Source organism: Marinobacter sp. B-12, from assembly GCF_056857915.1.
Genome location: NZ_JBSXOB010000057.1, coordinates 317,709 through 339,547 on the forward strand (window position 1 = coordinate 317,709; position 21,839 = coordinate 339,547).

Annotated in this window: 19 protein-coding genes; 12 read left to right on the forward strand and 7 right to left on the reverse strand. The window is 57.2% G+C overall.

Translation table 11 applies throughout. The features are described 5' to 3' along the window. The first annotated feature begins 15 nt into the window (after positions 1-15). Positions 16-1,269, forward strand: a complete 1,254-nt coding sequence (locus AC13D2_RS13065; protein ID WP_300499774.1) for a mechanosensitive ion channel family protein — start codon at positions 16-18, stop codon at positions 1,267-1,269. A gap of 2 nt (positions 1,270-1,271) precedes the next feature. Beyond that, positions 1,272-2,054 carry an S-methyl-5'-thioinosine phosphorylase gene (locus AC13D2_RS13070; protein ID WP_482938740.1) on the forward strand — a complete coding sequence of 261 codons (783 nt, stop codon included), beginning with the start codon at positions 1,272-1,274 and terminating at the stop codon, positions 2,052-2,054. Here AC13D2_RS13070 and AC13D2_RS13075 read toward each other — a convergent pair. After that, complete coding sequence (locus AC13D2_RS13075; RefSeq protein WP_421911020.1) at positions 2,035-2,952, reverse strand: CsiV family protein; 918 nt, start codon at positions 2,950-2,952, stop codon at positions 2,035-2,037. The genes AC13D2_RS13070 and AC13D2_RS13075 overlap by 20 nt on opposite strands. A gap of 47 nt (positions 2,953-2,999) precedes the next feature. Next, the gene (gene mfd, locus AC13D2_RS13080; RefSeq protein WP_292047645.1) at positions 3,000-6,509 is read right to left on the reverse strand and encodes a transcription-repair coupling factor; all 3,510 of its coding nucleotides are present in this window, start codon (positions 6,507-6,509) and stop codon (positions 3,000-3,002) included. 259 nt (positions 6,510-6,768) lie between these two features. On the opposite strand from mfd, the gene AC13D2_RS13085 reads away from it, so the two are divergent. The 10 genes from AC13D2_RS13085 (at position 6,769) to sthA (ending at position 17,243) form a co-directional block, all read left to right on the forward strand. Further along, complete coding sequence (locus AC13D2_RS13085) at positions 6,769-8,172, forward strand: glyceraldehyde-3-phosphate dehydrogenase (RefSeq protein ID WP_420391115.1); 1,404 nt, start codon at positions 6,769-6,771, stop codon at positions 8,170-8,172. Positions 8,173-8,517: 345 nt separating this feature from the next. After that, positions 8,518-9,864 (forward strand): Na(+)-translocating NADH-quinone reductase subunit A, encoded by a 1,347-nt coding sequence (locus AC13D2_RS13090; RefSeq protein WP_292047649.1) that lies wholly within the window; start codon positions 8,518-8,520, stop codon positions 9,862-9,864. A gap of 4 nt (positions 9,865-9,868) precedes the next feature. Next, on the forward strand, positions 9,869-11,074 hold the full coding sequence (locus AC13D2_RS13095) for an NADH:ubiquinone reductase (Na(+)-transporting) subunit B (protein WP_292047650.1): 1,206 nt from the start codon (positions 9,869-9,871) through the stop codon (positions 11,072-11,074). Next, entirely contained in the window at positions 11,067-11,870 is an 804-nt protein-coding gene (locus tag AC13D2_RS13100) for a Na(+)-translocating NADH-quinone reductase subunit C (RefSeq protein ID WP_292047651.1), read from the forward strand. The genes AC13D2_RS13095 and AC13D2_RS13100 overlap by 8 nt, the downstream gene beginning before the upstream one ends. A 2-nt stretch (positions 11,871-11,872) precedes the next feature. Then, positions 11,873-12,538, forward strand: a complete 666-nt coding sequence (locus tag AC13D2_RS13105) for an NADH:ubiquinone reductase (Na(+)-transporting) subunit D (RefSeq protein WP_007153910.1) — start codon at positions 11,873-11,875, stop codon at positions 12,536-12,538. After that, entirely contained in the window at positions 12,538-13,146 is a 609-nt protein-coding gene (gene nqrE / locus AC13D2_RS13110; protein ID WP_292047655.1) for an NADH:ubiquinone reductase (Na(+)-transporting) subunit E, read from the forward strand. Before AC13D2_RS13105 ends, nqrE begins: the two co-directional genes overlap by 1 nt. Before the next feature lie 37 nt (positions 13,147-13,183). Further along, positions 13,184-14,410 carry an NADH:ubiquinone reductase (Na(+)-transporting) subunit F gene (gene nqrF / locus AC13D2_RS13115; RefSeq protein WP_300499341.1) on the forward strand — a complete coding sequence of 409 codons (1,227 nt, stop codon included), beginning with the start codon at positions 13,184-13,186 and terminating at the stop codon, positions 14,408-14,410. Positions 14,411-14,419: 9 nt separating this feature from the next. Next, positions 14,420-15,469, forward strand: coding sequence for an FAD:protein FMN transferase (locus AC13D2_RS13120; protein WP_300499344.1), 1,050 nt, complete (start codon positions 14,420-14,422; stop codon positions 15,467-15,469). Between the two features lie 12 nt (positions 15,470-15,481). After that, complete coding sequence (gene nqrM / locus AC13D2_RS13125) at positions 15,482-15,730, forward strand: (Na+)-NQR maturation NqrM (RefSeq protein WP_300499347.1); 249 nt, start codon at positions 15,482-15,484, stop codon at positions 15,728-15,730. Positions 15,731-15,851: 121 nt separating this feature from the next. Next, entirely contained in the window at positions 15,852-17,243 is a 1,392-nt protein-coding gene (gene sthA / locus AC13D2_RS13130) for a Si-specific NAD(P)(+) transhydrogenase (protein WP_300499349.1), read from the forward strand. Here the strand turns inward: sthA and AC13D2_RS13135 are convergent. The 5 genes from AC13D2_RS13135 to dusA form a co-directional block, all read right to left on the reverse strand. After that, entirely contained in the window at positions 17,240-18,040 is an 801-nt protein-coding gene (locus tag AC13D2_RS13135; protein ID WP_482938741.1) for a glycerophosphodiester phosphodiesterase, read from the reverse strand. The genes sthA and AC13D2_RS13135 overlap by 4 nt on opposite strands. Continuing rightward, positions 18,037-19,164, reverse strand: a complete 1,128-nt coding sequence (locus AC13D2_RS13140) for a 3-deoxy-7-phosphoheptulonate synthase (RefSeq protein WP_300499355.1) — start codon at positions 19,162-19,164, stop codon at positions 18,037-18,039. Before AC13D2_RS13140 ends, AC13D2_RS13135 begins: the two co-directional genes overlap by 4 nt. Before the next feature lie 16 nt (positions 19,165-19,180). Then, positions 19,181-19,627, reverse strand: coding sequence for a tellurite resistance TerB family protein (locus tag AC13D2_RS13145; RefSeq protein ID WP_482938742.1), 447 nt, complete (start codon positions 19,625-19,627; stop codon positions 19,181-19,183). Between the two features lie 34 nt (positions 19,628-19,661). Further along, positions 19,662-20,627 carry a transaldolase gene (gene tal / locus AC13D2_RS13150; protein ID WP_482938743.1) on the reverse strand — a complete coding sequence of 322 codons (966 nt, stop codon included), beginning with the start codon at positions 20,625-20,627 and terminating at the stop codon, positions 19,662-19,664. Between the two features lie 119 nt (positions 20,628-20,746). Next, complete coding sequence (dusA, locus tag AC13D2_RS13155) at positions 20,747-21,769, reverse strand: tRNA dihydrouridine(20/20a) synthase DusA (protein ID WP_482938757.1); 1,023 nt, start codon at positions 21,767-21,769, stop codon at positions 20,747-20,749. Positions 21,770-21,839 lie beyond the last annotated feature (70 nt).

The following is a 21,839-nucleotide window of genomic DNA, read 5'->3' on the forward strand; positions in this document are numbered from 1 at the left end:
AAACCGAGGGAAACGATGATCGAAGAAGCACCTTCCATACTCAATACCTGGATTCAGGACTGGAATCTGCTATCAGAGAACTGGCGAGTGGGCCTCGTGGTTTTCGCCCTGGTGGCCGGCACCGCGGTGGTTGCCTACATTGCAAGTTTCATCGTCGGCGCTGTTGAGCGGCGTTTTCAGAAAACCGACAACCTCTGGGATGACGCCTTGCTTCACGCCGCGAGGAAGCCGGTGGTGGCATTTGTCTGGCTGCAGGGCGTGTATTGGGCGGCGGAGGTCGCTCACCACTACTCGGAAGCCGAAATCTTCTCGGTCAATAAAACCATCTTGCAGATCGGCTTCGTCTTTCTGCTGGTGTGGACGCTGCTTCGGCTGATCAAACAGGGGGAGCAAATTCTCGCCTCGCCCCTGAAAATGAAAAAGCCGATGGATTACACCACGGTCAATGCAGTGAGTAAGCTTTCCCGAACCGTTGTTATCATCACTGCGGTACTGATTGCCATGCAATCCCTTGGCTACAGCATATCGGGGGTACTGGCTTTTGGTGGTGTTGGTGGTATCGCTGTGGGTTTTGCCGCCAAGGATTTGCTGGCCAATTTTTTTGGCGGGTTCATTATCCACCTGGACCGGCCATTCAAGGTGGGTGACTGGGTTCGCTCTCCGGACAGGAACATTGAGGGCGTGGTTGAACACATCGGCTGGCGGCTGACCACACTTCGTACCTTTGACAAACGCCCGCTCTATGTACCGAATGCCGCCTTTACGACCATCGCAGTTGAAAACCCCTCGCGAATGCACAACCGCCGTATCTCTGAAACCATCGGTATCCGCTACGTTGATGTCAGCGGCATGGCTGAGGTCGTGGCGGACATCCGATCCATGCTGGAGAACCACGAGGACATTGATCAGGATCAGACCCTGATCGTGAACTTCCTGGCCTTTAACGACTCGTCGCTGGATATCATGGTGTACACCTTCACCAAGACGATTGAATGGGTGAGGTTTCATGAGGTCAAGCAGGACGTGTTGTTGAGGATCAGCGAGATCATTGAAAGCCATGGTGCTGAGGTTGCCTTCCCGACCCGCACGCTTCATCTGCCTGATGGTGTGCGTGTCGCGGCGAACGGCAAACAGACAAAAGGTCGCGGTGATTCGGATTCGTCAGATGAAGCCGTTGACGAAGAGGTTGAACAGGGGCGTGCTCCGGTCTCGGGGAGCGAACACTCCTCGGAAACACGTGGTGACAGCAACCAGGCGGACGGGGACTGATCATGGACGCGAATAACCAAATCGCCCCCGTGGGGATTATCGGGGGAACCGGGCTCACGACGTTGTCAGGGCTGCAGATCACCGGTGAGCGGGTTGTTGATACACCCTGGGGCGAGCCGTCGTCGGTTCTGGTGGACGGACTGCTGGGGGAGCAGCCGGTGGTGTTCCTGTCACGTCACGGGAACACTCACCGTATTCCTCCGCATCAGGTGAACTACCGCGCCAATCTCCATGCGCTCCATCAGGCGGGGGTGCGTACGGTGGTTGGTGTTAATGCCGTCGGTGGGATTCATGCCGATATGGGGCCTGCCCATATCGTGATTCCCGATCAGATCATTGACTACACCTGGGGCAGGGCGAGTACATTCTTCGAGGGCGACTTGGAGGAAACCACGCACATTGACTTCACTTTCCCATATTCAGAGCTGGCCCGGGCGTTGCTGATCGATGCGGCCCGTACTGCGGGGTGTCCGTTTTCGGACTTCGGTGTTTACGGTGCAACACAAGGGCCCAGGCTGGAGACCGCGGCGGAAGTACGTCGCCTTGAGCGGGATGGCTGCGACCTTGTGGGGATGACGGGAATGCCGGAAGCGGCGCTGGCGGCGGAACTGAAGATGAATTATGTCTGCCTGGCGCTGGTGGTCAATCGCGCGGCGGGTAAGTCCGACCACATCATTACAATGGAAGAGATCGAGGCCGCCATCGACCAGGGCATGTCCGGCGTCAAGCGGATCCTCGAACTTTCCATCAGCGGCCTGGGCGCCCTTACTCCTCAATCTTCTTGAAGAACACCAGCACGCCAATGGTGGGGGAGTCGAGGAAATGGACCTCCTCGCTGCGCATGCGGCGTGTTTCCCTTATCCAGGTTACCAGTTCCGCCTTTGGCTGGCTGGCGCTGGTAACCTGCATCTGATCTGCTCCTGCCATGTCACCTCCCGTTGCCATTGAAGCCAGCGAGTCCGCGGCCGTGTCCTTTCCGGGGGCTGACTGGTCCTCGTCCGGAGCTTCCTGCCCTGCGCCGTCGTCCATCGGCTGATTGCTACTGCTTGCAGTGTCCGCTGCGTCTGAACCCTGGCTCAGCGTGGCCTGTTGTAATGACAGAGGCTGCCAATGGTTGAGGTGAACATCCACATGGAGATAGCGTTGTCGATCAATTGTGATATGGCCCTCCACCTCGCGGTGCCCGGCATCGGCCAGCCAATCACCGATGGCGATCCTCAGGGGTTCTCCCTCAAAATCGGGAGGGAAAGACTGGTACCACCCTGTGGCCAGGAGTATCCGGAAGCGACCGCTGTTCTCCAACCGGTTGGCGGCTGTTTGCAGGTGAAGTTCGTTTCGCGGGACCAACTGTCGGGTGGTTTCCACGGTTCCGTTGCGGTCCACAGCACGAAGTATTTCGTTGATGTCCGGCGTGGACGGTTCAGGAATTCGGCTGGCCATTTTCTCGTTGACATCGGCCGGGTCGACGATCCTTTCGAGGATCACGAACTCAGCCCGGTAGTAGTCTTCACGAGGAGGCTGGGCCTGCGACGCAGCGTTATCGCGCCTCTGCTCTTCAGATGTTGCTCCTGCGGCGGGCCCGGATGATTCCTGGGCTGACACCCAGGGTGACAGGGCCAGCAGGGCCGCCAGAAATAGGGCGGATGTTCCGTACAACGGTTTACCGGGCGTTCGCAAGGGCATTGCTCCAATGTTCCTGTTGATCATCAGGGGGCGCTGAACCGGCTGTGTCAGGAGGCCAGCTGCCCCAGCATGTCGGAAATGCCGTCGAGTTTACCACTGGTTGAGGCATCCTTCAGCCGGAAACGGAAACTGTTGGCGCCTTCCAGCCGATACTGGTCTGGAGAGGATTGCACTTTTTTAACCAGAACCAGCGGGTCCACCGGCGTAGAACTGCCGAATTCCAGCCTGGCCCATTCCTTTCCGGCGTCCACTTTCACGATTCCCAGGGCTTCTGCGTGGATCCGGAGTTCGGACTGTCGGATCAGGTTTTTTGCCGGTTCCGGTAATAGTCCGAAGCGATCAATCATTTCAACCTGAAGTTCTTTTAATCCGTCTTTGTCGTTCACGCTGGCGATACGCTTGTAGAGCATGAGCCGGTTGTGGACATCGGGTAGGTAATCCTCGGGAATCAGTGCCGGTATGCGAAGATTCATTTCCGTGCCGTGGCTCAGCGGCAACTCAGCGTTGGGGGTTCTGCCTTCGCGTATAGCCTCCACGGCTTCGTCCAGTAACTGCATGTAAAGCGTAAACCCAATGCTTTCGATCTGGCCGCTCTGCTCTTCCCCCAATAACTCCCCGGCGCCACGAATTTCGAGATCATGAGTGGCCAGCATGAAGCCGGCACCCAGATCCTGTGCTTCCGAGATGGCTTCAAGGCGCTTCTTCGCGTCTGTGGTGATGGATCGGGGTGGTGGTGTCAGCAGATAGGCGTAGGCCTGATGGTGAGAGCGCCCGACACGGCCACGGAGCTGATGCAGCTGCGCGAGTCCGAACTTGTCCGCGCGTTCAATGATAATGGTGTTGGCGCTGGGAATGTCGATGCCGGTTTCAATAATGGTGGTGCACACCAGCACGTTGAAGCGCTTGTGATAGAAGTCTGACATGATCTGTTCCAGCTCGCGCTCGCGCATCTGGCCATGGGCAACGCCCACACGTGCTTCCGGAATCAGTTGGCGCAGGTCCTCGGCGGTTTTCTCAATGGTGGCTACATCGTTGTGTAGGAAGTACACCTGACCGCCACGCAGTACCTCCCGCAGGATCGCTTCCTTGACCATCGCCTCGTCCCGCTGCCGCACAAAGGTTTTTACCGACAGGCGTCGCGCGGGGGGCGTGGCGATAATCGACAGATCCCGCAGGTGCCCCATGGCCATGTTGAGGGTGCGGGGGATCGGCGTGGCGGTCAGGTTCAGCATGTCCACCTCGGCACGCAGGGCTTTCAGGCGTTCCTTCTGCTGGACACCGAACCGGTGTTCTTCATCGATGATCACCAGCCCCAGGTTCTTGAACTTGATGTCACCCTGGAGCAGCTTGTGGGTGCCGATAACGATATCGGCTTTGCCGGCTTCGATGGCGGCCATCGCCTTGGTGGTTTGCCCGCCGCTGCGGAAACGGCTGAGCAGTTCGACATGAACGGCGGTATCCGAGAAGCGGTCGCGGAAGGATTCGTAATGCTGCTGTGCCAGCAGGGTGGTAGGTACGAGCACAGCGACCTGCTTGCCGGAGTATGTCGCCATGAAGGCGGCGCGCATGGCGACTTCTGTTTTGCCGAAGCCAACATCGCCACAGACCAGGCGGTCCATGGGTTTTTCGCTCACCATATCCTCGAACACGGCCTCAATGGCGGCCTGCTGGTCCGGGGTTTCCTCAAAGGGAAAACCGGCGGCAAAGGCGCGGTAGGCCTCCTTGGGGTCTTCAAAGGCAAAGCCCTTGCGGGCTTCCCGGCGAGCATAGACATCCAGTAATTCCGCAGCGGTATCGCGGATTTTTTCCAGAGCCTTCTGTTTGGCGTTGCTCCAGCGGTCCGTGCCCAGCTTGTGTAGAGGCGCGTGATCTGTATCCGAACCGGTGTAGCGGGAAATCAGATGCAGGCTGGAGACCGGTACATAGAGTTTCGAGCCGCCAGCGTATTCCAGCATCAGGAATTCGCTGGCTTCGCCTTCAACCGTAATGGTTTCCAGGCCCTGATAGCGGCCAACGCCATGATCGATGTGAACCACCGGTGCGCCGATGCGCAGCTCGGACAGGTCCCGGTAGCCGGCGTCGTCAGCCTCGGTTGGCTTCTCCCGGCGTCGACGCTGCAGCACCCGTTCACCGAAGAGGGCTGTTTCTGTGATCAGAGCAAGGTGATGGTCAGGCAATAGCAACCCATATTCCATGGGTGCGACGGTGATGCCGAGGGTGGCGGACGGGTCGCTGACAAAGGCCTGCCAGTTTTCCAGAGTCGACAGCTTGAGGCCATGGTCGGCCAGGTTCTCAATCAGCGCCTCACGTCGGCCAGAGGACTCCGCACAGATCAGGACCCGACCGTGGAACTCACTGATAAAACGCTTGAGCCGGCCGGCCGGGTCCGCGGCACGACCATCCATCGCGACATCCGGCATAATGTCGGTCTGGCAATTGCTGCCGCCGGTGGACTCAGTGGCTTCCGTGGTCATTGTTACCCGGGGAAACCCTTTGAGCAGGCCGAAAAGCTCGTCCTTCTGGAGGAAAAGTTCCGCTGGCGGCAGGATAGGGCGCATCCGGTCGTGGCGACGGTCCTCGTAGCGTGCACGGGTGTCGGCGTCGAAGGCGCTGGCCGCTTCGTTGAGCCCGGACGCTGTGAATACCAGGGTTTCGCCAGGCAGGTAGTCAAACAGCGTTGCTGTCTGTTCGAAGAACAGGGGCAGGTAGTACTCGATCCCCGGCGGTGTAATGCTGTGGGTGACGTCCTGGTAGATCGGGGCGTCTTTATCGACATGGGGAAATTGCTCAAACCACCGGTTGCGGAACCCTGATCGGGCTTCTTTATGCCAGGGAAACTCGTTGGCGGGCAACAGCTCAATGCGTTCAATCCGGTCGATTGAGCGCTGGGTTTCCGGGTCAAAGGTTCGCAGTGTTTCAATTTCGTCATCGAACAGGTCGATGCGGTAGGGGCGGGTGGCGCCCATGGGGAAGATGTCCAGGATAGCCCCGCGCACCGCGTACTCGCCGTGTTCATAGACATTATCGGCGTGCCGGTATCCGGCTGATTCCAGCTGCATGCGCCAGTTGTCGATATCCAGTGACTGGCCAACCTCAAGAAGCAGGGTGTTGCCCTGCAGGTAACTGACCGGCGGCAACCGGTGCATCAGGGTGCGGGCCGGCACCACCAGGACGCCGTGGTTTGTCGTTGGCAACCGGTGCAGGGCCCGGATTCGACGGGAGGTAATGTCCTGGTGTGGCGAAAACAGGTCGTAGGGCAGGGTTTCCCAATCCGGCAGCGACAGCAGCTCGAGACCATCCGTTGTGATGGCCGGCTGATCTTCATCGGTGGGCAGGCCCAGGTAGAATCGCATGGACTGCTCGAGGCGGATGGATTCCTCGGTGCTGCGGGTTATTACCAGTGTCAGACCCTGGTGGGCCCTGGCGCTCTCGCAGATGGCCAGGGCGTCACTGCTGCCATGCAGTTGCCCCCAGATGCGATGATCCGCAGCCTTGACAGGAGCGACCGGCGCGACCAGGGCGGAATGTCTGTCGGGATGGGCGGCGGCGTGCGTCATGGGCTGGTTCTTTCTCCTGAATACAGTGTGGGGCCTGGGAGCGGTGAGGCGCGTATTCTACCGGCCCGATGTCTCGCTGTCATGACAGCCGATCGACAGTTACGAAAGGATTAACGGAGTGTATTTGCTGTCTGAGAAATAACGTTGGATAATACTGCCCCAATTTTCAGGTTCCAACTGCAGAGGTTCAAGCGTGAGTCACGAACAGATCAATCAGCACCTGTCTAACTGGACGGAAAGAGAATCCACTGCGGAAGCCATGATTCCGCTGATCGGCCGCCTCTACCGTAAAAACAATGTGGTCACGTCCGTGTATGGCCGGTCCATCATCAACCAGTCGGTCATTGACATCATTCGCGCACACCGCTTTGTGCGTCAGGTTGAAGACAGCGAGCTGTCTGTTCACAACACCCTGCCTATTCTGCAGGCGATGGACAAGATGGAGCTGGGGCGCGGGCACGTCGATATTGGCAAACTCGCGGTGAAATTCAAGGAAGAGGGCGGGTCTCTTGATGACTTTCTCAAGCGCGAGATTGGCCCGATTATCGGCCAATATCAGACCCAGTCCCAGGAAGATGCCGAAAACGATACCAAGGACGTGGTGCTGTACGGTTTCGGGCGGATCGGCCGGCTGCTGGCCCGGATCATGATCGAGAAGGCCGGTGGCGGTAACAACCTGCGTCTGCGTGCCATCGTGGTTCGTCAGGGTGGGGCAAACAATGACCTCGAAAAGCGTGCCAGCCTGCTGCGCCGCGATTCGGTTCACGGCCCCTTCAACGGTACGATCACTGTGGACGAAAAAAACTCTGCGCTGATCGCCAATGGCAACTTTATCAAGGTGATCTACTCGCCGGGCCCTGATCAGGTGGATTACACCCAATACGGCATTAACAATGCGATTATTATTGACAACACAGGTATCTGGCGCGACGAGGCCGGGCTTGGTCTGCACCTGAAATCCAAGGGGGTCAGCCGGGTTCTGCTGACAGCGCCGGGTAAAGGTGACATCAAGAATATTGTGCACGGCATTAATAACGACTGGATCACCAGTGAAGATCGGATTCTGTCTGCTGCTTCCTGTACCACCAACGCCATCACGCCGGTGCTCAAGGCCATTTACGATGAGTACGGTGTCGAGGACGGTCATGTCGAGACGGTTCACTCCTACACCAACGACCAGAACCTGATCGACAACTATCACAAAGGTAGTCGTCGTGGTCGCAGTGCTCCGTTAAACATGGTTATCACTGAAACAGGCGCCGCAAAGGCAGTCGCCAAGGCGCTTCCGGAATTGAAGGGCAAGCTTTCCGGTAATGCCATCCGCGTTCCCACTCCGAACGTGTCCATGGCAATCCTCAACCTTAACCTGGAAAAAGAGGTAACGGTGGAAGGCGTTAACGAATACCTTCGCGATATGGCGCTGCACTCCGAGTTGCAGAAGCAGATCGACTTCGTCAATTCGCCGGAGGTTGTTTCCACCGATTTCGTCGGCTCCCGCCACGCCGGCATTGTAGATGCGCAAGCCACCATTGCTAACGGCAAGCGCCTGATCCTCTACGTTTGGTATGACAATGAGGCCGGCTATAGCGCCCAGGTGATTCGCGTGGTTAATCAGATGGCGGGTGTTACCTATCCGATCTTCCCGAAGCGGGTTAGAGGTTGACGGGCCCAAAAGTGCTCCGAGGCGGTTAAGAAACCCCGGTCGTTTTCGCGACCGGGGTTTCTTTTTGGGCTCATGTAAACCACTCTCTGATTACGTTAAGGCACAAACTCCGTAGGGTTTCTGGTGGAAATAGTATTCCTTAATCTCTATAATTGGCGCGATTTTGGGTACGTCTGACACCCGCTTCCCATCGCTTTTCCTTAACCGGATGCCTGGCTGTGATTTACGCCGGTGGATCCGTTGCCCTGGCGCCATCATTCGGTTCAGGCCGGATTGGCACAACTGGGCGGCACGCGTCGGGCGTTACAAATCCATCGAATAGTTTCTGATGATTGGATGAGGCTAATGATCAAGATCAAAAAAGGCCTGGATCTTCCCATCAGCGGCGCTCCTGAACAGACCATTACAGACGGCAAACCCGTTCGCCATGTGGCGTTGATCGGTTTTGACTACGTAGGCATGAAGCCAACGATGGCTGTGAAAGAAGGTGACCGTGTAAAGCGCGGCACGCTGCTGTTTACGGACAAGAAGACCGAAGGCGTTCGTTATACTTCACCGGCAGCCGGTGTGGTCAAGGAAATCAACCGCGGCGAGCGCCGTGTGTTTCAGTCGGTTGTCATTGAAGTTGAAGGCGATGACGCTGAAACCTTCGCCCGCTACAGCGCTTCCGACATTGCCGCACTGGAGCGCCAGCAGGTTGTCGACAATCTGGTGGAATCCGGGTTATGGACAACGTTCAAGACTCGCCCCTACAGCAAGGTGCCTGCCATTGATACGGCACCGCATTCCATCTTCGTGTCCGTCATGGACACTAACCCGCTGGCAGCGGACCCCACTGTGATCATTGGTGAAAACGGTGCGGCCTTCGAGCAGGGACTGAAGATTCTCTCCAAGCTGACCACCGGTAAGGTGTTTGTGACGGGCAAGCCTGGCTCTGATGTGCCGGTTCCGTCTGACGACAGCGTGGAAGTTCAGCAATTTGAGGGTGTTCATCCGGCAGGTAACGTGGGTACTCATATCCACTATCTCGATCCCATTGCCGGGGACAAAGTGGTTTGGAGCATCGGCTACCAGGACGTCATTGACATCGCAAAGCTGTTCGAGACAGGAGAGCTGTCGGTGAGCCGTATTGTTGCCGTCGGTGGTCCGAAGGCCCTCAAGCCGCGGCTGATTCGCACTCGTGTCGGCGCGAACCTGGATGACCTTCTGGATGGTGAAGTCGCCACGGACTGCGAGGTTCGCAAAATTTCCGGTTCTGTGTTCGGTGGTCGTCGTGGCGACGGGCCATGTAACTACCTGGGTCGCTTTGCCAACCAGATCTCGGTTCTGGAAGAGGGCAACAAACGAGAGTTTATGGGCTGGCTGTCACCGGGAGCCAACAAGTTCTCGGTCATGAACATCTATCTGTCCAAACTGGTCGGCGGAAAGCGGTTCGATATGACGACCACGACCAACGGCAGTGAGCGGGCGATGGTGCCAGTGGGTGTGTACGAAAAGGTCATGCCGCTGGACATCCTGCCGACCCAGTTGTTGCGGTCTTTGATCGTGGGCGACACTGAAATGGCACAAAAACTGGGTGCGTTGGAGCTGGATGAAGAAGATCTGGCGCTGTGTACCTTCGTGTGCCCGGGTAAATACGAGTATGGTCCGATTCTCCGTGAGAACCTGACCAGAATCGAGATCGAGGGCTAAAACGATGGCAATCCGACAGTTTCTCGATGGTATCGAGCATCATTTCGAAAAAGGTGGCAAGTACGAGCGCTGGTATGCGCTTTACGAAGCGGTGGATACGATTTTCTATTCACCGGCTAGCGTGACATCCACGACCTCTCATGTGCGTGATGGTATTGATCTTAAGCGCATCATGATTACGGTATGGCTGTGTACCTTCCCGGCGATGTTCTTCGGTATGTGGAACATTGGCTTCCAGGCCAACAGCTTCCTGGCTGAGAATCCAGACGCGCTGATGGGGGACGGCGGCCTCCGTACTGCCTTTATCACAGCCCTGGCTGGCAATAATGCCGCTAGTATCTGGGACAACTTTGTCTACGGCATGGCGTACTTCGTACCCATTTACTTCGTCACCTTCGTGGTGGGCGGTTTCTGGGAAGTGCTGTTTGCCACGGTGCGTCGTCACGAAGTGAACGAAGGCTTCTTCGTGACTTCCGTGTTGTTCGCGTTGATTTGTCCTCCGACCATTCCGCTGTGGCAGGTTGCCCTTGGTATCACCTTCGGTGTGGTCATTGGCAAGGAAGTGTTTGGCGGCACCGGCAAGAACTTCCTGAACCCGGCCCTCACCGGTCGTGCGTTCCTGTACTTTGCCTATCCGGCCCAGATTTCCGGTGACACGGTCTGGACGGCCGTCGACGGTTTCAGTGGCGCAACGGCGCTGAGTTGGGCTGCAAGCGGTGGCCTGGAAGCGCTGGAAACCCAGATTGGCTGGATGTCAGCCTTTATGGGTTCGATCCAGGGTTCCATGGGTGAGACCTCAACGCTGGCCGTGTTGATCGGCGGCATTATCCTGCTGGGGATGAAAATCGCGTCCTATCGTATCGTCGGTGGGGTGTTGATCGGCATGATTGCCATGTCGCTGCTGCTGAACGTGATTGGCTCGGATACCAACCCAATGTTTGACGTGCCGGCACACTGGCACCTGGTTATGGGTGGCTTTGCTTTTGGCATGATGTTCATGGCGACCGATCCGGTGTCGGCGGCGATGACCAACACGGGCCGCTGGTGCTTCGGTATCCTGGTTGGCGTGATGACCGTACTGATTCGCGTGATCAACCCGGCGTTCCCGGAAGGCATCATGCTGGCAATCCTGTTTGCCAACCTCTTTGCACCGCTGATGGACCACTATGTGGTTCAGGCCAACATCAAACGGAGGCTTGCCCGTGGCTAAAGCTAAAGAAACTGTCTCCAGAACGCTGATGGTTGCACTGGTGCTGAGCGTTGCGTTCTCTGTCGTGGTGTCGACAGCGGCGGTAATGCTTCGACCGGCGCAGGTCCAGAACCAGAATCTGGACATTCGTTCCAACATCCTGGCGGCGGCCGGCATGCTGGAAGAGGGCGCAACGGCGGAAGAGATTGAGGAAACCTTCTCCCGCTTCGACGTTCGGTTGGTTGACCTCGATTCCGGTGATTACGTTGATCCCGGGGCCGTTGGTGTGAAAGAGCCGATGAAGTACGACATGTACAAGGCCGCTTCTGATCCGTCCATGTCTATCGATATTCCTGCATCGGAAGACAAGGCCGGCATCAAGCGTCGCCCGAACGTTGCCAAGATCTACACGCTGAGTGAAAACGGTGAGTTGGTCAGGGTAGTGCTTCCGATTCATGGCTATGGTCTGTGGTCCACCCTTTACGGGTTTGTATCGCTCGAGGGCGATGCCAACACCATTGAGGGCCTCGGCTTCTATGACCACGCTGAAACTCCGGGGCTTGGTGGCGAGGTTGATAACCCTCGCTGGAAAAGCCAATGGGTCGGTAAGGAAGTGTACGGCGATGAGTTGAAAGAGCCGCAGATTCGCCTGGTCAAGGGTGGCGTGGGCGCTGGTGCATCCGACAAGGAGCACAAGGTGGATGCCCTGTCCGGTGCGACCCTGACAAGCCGCGGTGTTGAGCAGCTGGTCAACTACTGGATGGGTGACCGGGGCTTCGCACCGTACCTGAAAAAACTTCGTGAAGGGGAGGTCTGATCATGGCAGACGCTTCAGCCAAACAGGTTCTCTTCGAGCCGATATTCAGTAACAACCCCATTGCCCTGCAGATCCTCGGTATCTGCTCGGCACTGGCGGTGACCACCAGCATGAACGTAACTCTGGTTATGTGCATGGCGGTTATCGCGGTAACGGCCTTCTCTAACCTGGCCGTGTCGCTGGTTCGCACGCAGATTCCCGGCAGTATCCGGATCATCGTGCAAATGACCATTATCGCCTCCCTGGTTATCGTTGTTGATCAGGTGCTCAAGGCGTATGCCTACGAAATCAGTAAGCAGCTGTCGGTATTCGTTGGTCTGATCATCACCAACTGTATCGTCATGGGCCGTGCTGAAGGTTTCGCCATGAAGAACGGCCCCTGGCTGAGCTTCCTGGATGGCGTTGGTAACGGCATGGGCTATTCCGTTCTGCTTATCTTCGTGGCGTTCTTCCGGGAGCTGCTCGGCGCGGGATCGCTGTTCGGCGTGTCTCTGATGCCGGTCGTCAACGAGGGTGGTTGGTACATTCCCAACGGCCTGTTGCTGCTGCCGCCGAGTGCGTTCTTTATCATCGGCCTGGCGATCTGGGGTCTGCGTACCTGGAAGCCTGAGCAGGTAGAAGAAGCGGACTTCAAAATGTCCCGCCACACCGTTAAGGAGGCCTTCTGATGGAGCATTATATCAGTCTGATCCTGAAGGCCATCTTTGTTGAAAATATGGCGTTGGCCTTCTTCCTGGGGATGTGTACCTTTCTGGCAATCTCCAAGAAGATTGAAGCGGCCGCTGGCCTCGGTATCGCCGTTGTCGTGGTACTGACGATCACGGTGCCGGTGAACAACCTGCTCTACAACACCATCCTCAGGGAAGGTGCGCTGGGCTGGGCGGGTCTGCCAAATGTTGACCTGAGCTTTTTGGGCCTTATTACGTACATTGGTGTCATTGCGGCGCTTATCCAGATCATGGAGATGGTTCTGGATAAGTACATGCCGGCTTTGTATGCCGCCCTTGGCGTGTTTCTGCCGCTGATTACCGTGAACTGCGCCATCCTGGGTGCATCGCTGTTCATGGTCGAGCGGGACTACACCTTCAGTGAAAGTGTGGTTTACGGATTTGGTGCCGGTGTCGGCTGGGCGTTGGCCATACTCGCATTGGCCGGTATCCGCGAAAAGCTTAAGTACAGCGATGTTCCCGAAGGGCTGCGTGGCCTGGGTATCACCTTCATTACTGTTGGTTTGATGTCCCTCGGCTTTATGTCGTTCTCAGGTATTTCACTGTAATCAACCCGGTGATTCGGTTTAACGAAAAGGCGAGACCATGAATACAGAAATTATTCTCGGCGTGGTCATGTTCACCGTTATCGTGCTGGCCCTTGTCGCGGTCATTCTCGCGGCACGGTCCAGACTCGTAAGCACCGGTGATGTGACCATTGAAGTCAACGACGACCCAGAGCATACGCTGACAACGGAAGCCGGCGGCAAGTTGCTCGGAACCCTGGCCGGAAGTGGCATCTTCCTGTCCTCTGCCTGTGGCGGCGGCGGTACTTGTGCCCAGTGCAAGTGCAAGGTCCTGGAGGGTGGCGGTGCCATGTTGCCCACCGAAAAGACTCACTTCACCAATCGCGAGGAAAAGGAAGGTTGGCGCCTGTCCTGTCAGGTTCCGGTGAAGCAGGACATGAAGGTGGAAGTGCCAGAGGAGTTCTTTGGCGTCAAGAAGTGGGAATGTGAGGTTGTCTCCAACCACAACGTGGCGACGTTCATCAAGGAACTGGTATTGAAGCTTCCCGAAGGCGAAGAAGTCGATTTCCGTGCCGGTGGTTACGTGCAGCTTGAGTGCCCTCCCTACGAAATCCCGTTCAAGGATTTCAAAATTGAGGAGGAGTTCCATGAGGATTGGGACAAGCACGATATCTGGCGTTACAAGGCCATTAACAAGGAGGAGACCATCCGCGCCTACTCCATGGCCAATTACCCGGAAGAGAAGGGCGTTCTCAAGTTCAATATCCGTATTGCCACGCCGCCTCCCGGAACCGACCATAACCCTGGCATCATGTCGTCCTACGTCTTCAACCTGAAGGCTGGTGACAAGGTGACGGTTATGGGACCATTCGGCGAGTTCTTCGCCAAGAAAACCGAAGCGGAGATGGTGTTCATTGGCGGCGGTGCCGGTATGGCGCCCATGCGCTCTCATATCTTCGACCAGCTCAAGCGTCTGGAGTCCAAGCGTAAGATCAGCTTCTGGTACGGCGCACGAAGCGTCCGCGAGATGTTCTACGTAGAGGATTTCGATCAGCTGTCGGAAGAAAACGACAACTTCGAGTGGCATGTGGCTCTGTCAGACCCGCAGCCAACCGATAATTGGGAAGGCGAGACCGGATTCATCCATAACGTGCTCTATGAAAAGTACCTGAAGGAGCATCCGGCTCCGGAGGACTGTGAGTACTATATGTGTGGGCCCCCAATCATGAACGCCTCGTGCATCAAGATGCTTAAGGATCTGGGTGTTGAGGACGAAAACATCATGCTGGATGACTTCGGGGGGTAATTAGCTCACATGACATTCAGCATGTTCCGACCCGTCAGGGTGGTTGCGGCCGGCGCCATACTGGTGCTGGCCCTCGCCGCGCTGGCGGGTTGTTCGTTTGAGGAAGAGGAAAAGGTCTGGGAGATCGCCGGGCCGGTGTTTGGTACGCGTTATCATATCAACGTCGTATTGACGGACAATCCGGAGCGGCTGGAGAATCTGGCGCAAGGCATTGAAAAGGTTCTGGAAGGCGTGGACGCGTCGATGTCCACATGGCGTGCAGATTCCGAGCTTTCGCGCTTTAACCGTCTGGACGATCAGTCTGAGTGGGTGAAGATTTCAACGCCGCTGTACGAAGTGCTTACAACAGCTGATCAGGTTTCTGAACTCACCGGTGGCGCTTTCGATGTCACCATCGGCCCGGTGGTCAATCTGTGGGGCTTTGGGCCGGATGCCCGTCCGGAGACGATCCCCAGCGACGAAGAGCTCGCGGCCAGGATGGCAGCCACCGGTTATGGTAAACTGGACCTCCAGGCTGATCCTCCGGCACTGAGAGCGAGCCCCAATCAATACATCGATCTGTCAGCCATTGCCAAGGGCTACGGTGTGGACGCGGTGGCTCGTTACCTGAAAGATAAAGGTATCTCCGCGTATCTTGTCGAAATAGGTGGCGAAGTTCAGGCTCATGGGCATAAGCCGGATGGTGAAGCATGGCGCCTGGCCATTGAGCAGCCGGTTTCGGAGATGCGTGAAATCAACCGTGTGGTTGCCCTTGACCGACATGCAATGGCAACCTCGGGTGACTATCGTAACTACTACGAATCGGATGGCCGACGGTTTTCGCATACAATAGATCCGGAGGACGGCCGACCGATCAGCCATACATTGGCATCGGTAACGGTCATTTCGGATGACTGCATGACGGCAGATGCCCTCGCCACGGCCTTTAATGTGATGGGGCATGATCGGGCAAAGGCGCTTGCCACGCGTGAGAACATAGCCGCGTATTTTATTGTGCGGGGTGACAACGGGTTTGAAACGGACTACACGCCTGCGTTTTCCTCGTTCCTGACACACTGACGGAGAGTCCGTATGGGTATTTTTCTGCTGGTCCTGATGATCGTCGTACTGCTGGTTGCAGCGATGTCCGTCGGGGTAATCTTCGGCCGCAAGCCGATCAGTGGCACCTGCGGTGGCATTGGTGCCATGGGTATCAGTAAGTCCTGCGATATCTGTGGTGGCAACACCCAGAAATGTGAAGAAGAAAACGAACGCCTTGCCAACGACGGCAAGTCCGCCGAGGCGCTGACGTATGACGCCTCCCGTTCAGACGACCGCTGATCCGGCGTCCACCAACCTATAAAAATTCCGGGAGCTTCTGAAAAGCGCCTGCGCCCTGTCAGTGTGCCTGCAGGGTCTTTTCAGAGGCTCCCTCACGACGTAGATAAGGAGTCACTGCAGAATGGCAGAACATCATTACGACGTCGTCGTTATCGGCGCGGGCCCTTCGGGAGAAGGTGCAGCGATGAATGCGACGAAACACGGCAAGCGTGTCGCAATCATCGAAGATAAACCCACGGTTGGCGGTAACTGCACTCACTGGGGCACCATTCCTTCCAAAGCGTTGCGTCACTCGGTCAAGCAGATCATCACCTTTAACACCAACCAGATGTTCCGGGATATCGGCGAGCCGCGCTGGTTTTCTTTTCCCCGCGTTTTGCAGAATGCGCAGAAGGTGATCGGCAAGCAGGTCAAGTTGAGAACCCAGTTCTATGCACGGAATCGCGTTGATCTGATTAACGGCCGTGCCAGTTTTATCGATAACAACCGGCTTGAGATACGAGGTAATAAATCCCATGAAATCCTGCATTTCAAGCAGGCGATCATTGCAACCGGCTCTCGTCCGTATCTACCGCCGGATGTGGACTTCCGTCACCACCGTATCTACAACTCGGATACCATTCTGAATCTGTCCCACACGCCCCGCACCCTGATCATTTATGGCGCGGGCGTGATTGGTTCCGAATACGCCTCGATTTTCGCCGGTCTGGGTGTGAAAGTGGACCTGATCAACCCCGGAACTCGCTTGCTCACGTTCCTGGATGACGAGATTTCGGACGCCCTGAGTTATCACCTGCGCAATAACGGTGTGCTGGTTCGACATAACGAAGAGTATGAATCGGTCGATGGTGATGACCACGGGGTCGTACTGTCACTGAAGTCCGGCAAGAAAATCCGGGCAGATGCGTTCCTCTGGTGCAATGGTCGTAGCGGCAATACCGAAAAACTGGGCCTGGAAAACATCGGTCTGACTCCGAACGGTCGTGGTCAGTTGGCGGTTGACGATCATTATCGAACCGAGGTGGAGAATGTCTACGCAGCCGGTGATGTGATTGGCTGGCCAAGCCTCGCCAGCGCCGCCTATGACCAGGGCCGCTCGGCATCCTCCGACATCGTGAAGGACGACTATTTCCGGTTGGTATCGGATGTGCCGACGGGTATCTATACCCTGCCGGAGATCAGCTCGGTGGGTAAAACCGAGCGGGAACTTACCGAAGCCAAGGTTCCCTACGAGGTGGGGCAGGCGTTCTTCAAGGACCTGGCGCGGGCCCAGATCACCGGGGACCCGGTGGGCATGCTCAAGATTCTGTTTCACCGCGAATCCCGCCAACTACTGGGGATTCACTGTTTTGGCGACCAGGCCGCAGAAATCGTTCACATCGGCCAGGCCATAATGAATCAGGAAGGCGAGGCCAACTCCCTGAACTATTTCATCAATACGACCTTTAACTACCCGACCATGGCTGAGGCTTATCGGGTAGCGGCGCTCAACGGTCTCAATCGGATTTTCTAGCTGCTGATTGCCGGCCGAGTGCTGTCCGTGCTTTCCGCGCTCTCCTGGGGCGTGGGAAGGTGCAGGGCTGCTTTGGCTCGATTGTCGAAGAACATCCGTGTGCTTGTAGGGTAGTCGGTGATGATGCTATCGACGCCCTTGGCTTCAAGCTGAACCATGTCATGAATGCGGTTTACTGTCCAGGTAGACACGTGCATGCCGCGCCTGTGGGCATCGTCAACGATGGATCTGGTGCAGATACGCCAACCGATACAGAGAAAATCGCAGTGCAAACGGGCTGCGGTATTGACCGGTCTCGGAAACTTCCGGTCCGTTACCAGCCCAATCCGCACCTTGCGGTCACGACGGCGGGCTTCCTGCAGGAACCAGCTGTCGGAGGAGGTAATGACCACTCGGTTGTAAAGATCGCGACGTTGAATGATTTCTGTCAGGCGATTACACAGAATGTTCAGTCGGTGACGGTTGTCTTTCTTCACCTCCAGTTGCAGATGCTCGAAATCCGGAAATTCGTTGAGTAACGCCTCCAGAGTGGGAATACCTGCTTTCCGCGGCCAGGCTGTGGTGTTGCGCCGGGCGTCCATGTCTGTCAGCTCGGATGCCGTGTAATTTGCAACATTGCCTTCCTGTCCGGTGGTGCGGTCAACGGTTAAGTCGTGAATGACCATTGGCGTACCGTCTTTTGACAACACCAGGTCAAGCTCAAAGTGCCGAACCCCGTGGCGGTATGCGTGGGTAAAACCGGCCAGGGTATTTTCGGGGGCTTCCCCCTTTGCGCCCCTGTGTCCATACACGATCATTCTGGGGAAGATTCCTTCAGACGGTTATAGATTTGCTGGCGTTGCTTCCAGGTGTCGTGGCACAGCTGAATATCTTCCAGATACGCTGGTAGTTCCCGCATCAGCAGGGCCTGAGGGCCATCCACCAAGGCTTTCTCCGGCTTCGGATGGAAGTCCACCAGTACCATGTTGGCGCCCGCTATCACGCCCTGTGCGGTTGCGTGCATGACATCCAGGACGCCGTCGGGTGCGCGTTCGCGGCTGCCGACTGAGTGGGATGGGTCAACGCATACCGGCATGCGGGTAAGGCGCTTTACCGCCGGGACATGGGCGAAGTCCACCATGTTGCGGTGGGGTTGCCCGGCTTCGGTCTTCATGCCGCGCAGGCAGAAAATCACATTGGCGTTGCCTTCGCTGGCCAGGTATTCGGCTGCGTTCAGGGATTCATTCAGGGTGATACCGAAGCCACGCTTAAGCAGCACAGGGTAAGTACTCTGACGGCCAATGGCTTTGAGCAACTCAAAGTTCTGCGTGTTGCGCGTGCCCACCTGCAGCATAACCCCGGTGGGGCGGCCCAGTTGCTCAAGGCAGCGGTCGATCTCTTCAATGTGGCTCTCGTGGGTGATCTCCATGGCAATCACCTTGATGCCATGTTTGCCGGCTTTTTCAAATACCCAAGGCAGGCAGCCCTTGCCGTGGCCCTGGAAGGAGTACGGGTTGGTCCGGGGTTTGTAGGCACCCATGCGGGTGCAAACCTGGCCGTTGTCCTCAAGGGCCTGCATCATCTGCTCCACATGCTCTGGCACGTCAACGGCGCACAGGCCTGCAAAAATGTTCAGGTTGGACTGGTCGAAGGTTACGTCGTTGTAGGTGAAGCCACTCTGGCGCCTATCGTCCTTGTGCCGCCCCAGAATCCGATAGTCGTCGGAGATGCGTATGGCACGCTCCACGGCAGGCAGGGCCTCAATCTCGTCCTTGTCCAGGGATTTGGTGTCACCCAACAGGTACACCTCTGTCAGGCGCTGCTTGGCCCCCTGGACTTCATGCACCCTGACCGATACCCCTGGCAGGTTCTCCAGAAAATGCATGGTTTGTCGATAAGCTTCACTGTCCAGAGCGGTATCCGGGTGGAGAATGGCTAACATACTTGCTCCTTGAGGCTCAGTCAGTGCCTTCAGCGCGATGACGGGCCTGCATGAATTCCCTGTGATTGAGATGCAGCAGATCCGCCATGCGGCGAATAAGGTGTTCTTCGTATTTGTCGATGCGTCCGTCGGCGAAGGCCACCCGCCAAATGCTCTCGAGTAGCCGCTGTTTCTCCGACTGGTCCAGCTGTTCATTGATCATGCCGGTAAATTCGTAAAGAGAAGTGGCGTCATCCGCTTGGCTGAGCGCATCCTGAAGGATCTCTTCCGCCTCCTCACGGGTTACCTGATGGGCTTCGACAGCGAAGCTGATAATGGTCTTGAGCTCCTCGTCGTCCTGATTGTTGTCGACCCGGGCCAACTGCACCATCAGGGCAGTGGCGGCCACCGCTAGCTGGTGGCTGTCAGGCTGCGTCGGTTCATCTTCGGGCGAGCCAAACAGGCTCTTCAGGCGCTCAATCATGGTGTCAGGGCTCTCCTCCATGGGATTGCTGGCGTCAGGCGGCCTGGGACAGGCGGCGGACGCGGTTCTCAAGTTCTATCTGGTCGTTGGTAAAGCGACGTATGCCATCGGCGAGTTTTTCCGTGGCCATGGCATCTTCGTTGGACTCCCAGCGGAACAGGCGCTCATCAATGTCGCCCGGCCGGTCCGAGCTCTTAGCTCCCTCAGCGGACAGCTGGCGTGTCAGCGAGCCGGGATCGTTCTCCAGTTCCTGAAGCAGGGCCGGACTGATGGTCAGGCGGTCACAACCGGCCAGCATTTCAATTTCGCCAGTGTTGCGGAAACTGGCGCCCATCACCACCGTCTTGTAGCCGTTGGCCTTGTAGTAATTGTAGATGCGGGTAACCGACTGGACACCGGGATCCTCTGCCGCCGGGAAGGCATCACGGCCCGTCGCGGCCAGGTGCCAGTCGAGGATACGGCCCACGAACGGCGAGATCAGGAAGGCGCCGGCATCAGCACAGGCGGCGGCCTGGATGAAGGAGAACAGCAGGGTGAGGTTACAGTGTATGCCCTCTTTCTCCAGCTGCTCGGCGGCGCGAATGCCTTCCCAGGTGGACGCGATCTTGATCAGTACCCGGCTGGTATCCATGCCGAGGTGGTCGTACAGCTCGACCAGGCGACGTGCGCGGGTGAGGGTGGCACTGGTATCGAAGGACAGCCGGGCATCCACTTCGGTTGAAACCACGCCTGGTATGCGACCGAGAATCTGCTTGCCTGCCAGTACGGCCAGCATGTCAGTCGCGTAGGTCAGTTGCTCTGCATCGGAGCCACCCTGTTTGCGAGCGGCTGCCACGGCTTCGTCCAGCATCGGGCGGTAGGCCTCGGATGCCGCGGCCTTGAGGAGAAGCGATGGGTTGGTGGTGGCGTCTTCCGGTTGCCACTGGGCAATGGCGTCCAGATCGCCGGTATCGGCCACCACCGTGGTCATGGCTTTCAGTTGTTCGAGCTTGCTGGTCATTCGTCCTGTCGTCCTGATCGATTTGTTATTGATCGCCCGTTTGGCGGGCGCTTTGGGTCATACGCCTACAATAACGGGCTGCCCTGACAGGAACAAGACAGTAAAAGGTATCAGGGTGTTCAGGCAGACACTATCGTGGCATCGGCAGGCTCGGGAACTTTCGCCATTGCCCGTTCGATGACTTCAATGCCGGACCCGGGCTTGTGGGCGTTCTCACTGATATAGCGCCGGAACTGGCGGCCCCCGGGCTGGCCGTGGAACAGACCCATCAGGTGGCGGGAGATATGGCTCAGATAAACGCCACGGTCCAGTTCACTCTGAATGAATGGTAATACGGTACGTAACGCGTCGTGCCGCGAGGAAATCGGCATGGGCTGCCCGAAAAACTCGGTATCCACGCCAGCCAGCAGCCAGGGGTTGTGGTAGGCCTCGCGCCCGAGCATTACGCCGTCTGTGTGCTTCAGGTGCTCCCGGCATTCGGCAAAGGTCTTGATACCACCGTTAATGATGATCTCAAGATGTGGGTAGCGAGCCTTAAGGCGATAGACCCAGTCGTATTTCAGCGGTGGTATGTCCCGGTTCTCTTTCGGGCTCAGGCCTTCGAGAACCGCAATGCGGGCATGCACGATAAAGGTACGACATCCGGCCTCGGAGACCTTCTCGATGAACTCACAAAGATCGTCCCAGGATTCGCGGCCGTCGATCCCGATACGGTGTTTGACGGTTACTGGCAGACTGGTGGCGGCGATCATCGCTTGCACGCCCTCGGCCACTTTATCGGGGTGTGCCATCAGGCAGGCGCCGATCATGTTGTTCTGTACCCGGTCGCTGGGGCAGCCCACGTTCAGGTTGACTTCATCAAACCCGTACTGTTCAGCCAGATTGGCGCAATGAGCCAGTTCCTGCGGATTGCTGCCGCCCAGCTGCAGCGCCAGCGGGTATTCCGTCGGGTCGTGTCTCAGAAATCGAGCGGTATCGCCGTGGATCAGTGCGCCGGTCGTGACCATTTCGGTGTAGAGCAGGGTGTGGCGGCTGAGCTGGCGCGCCAGATAACGATAGTGGCTGGTGGTCCAATCCATCATCGGAGCCACGCAGAAGCGGCGGGAGGGCTTCAGAGTGGGGGCTTCCTGGGGCGCGTTCATGTTCATTGACTGCTCAGCTATACCGTTCACAAGTGATCCGAGGGGCCATAGTTTATCAGGAAAACGCACC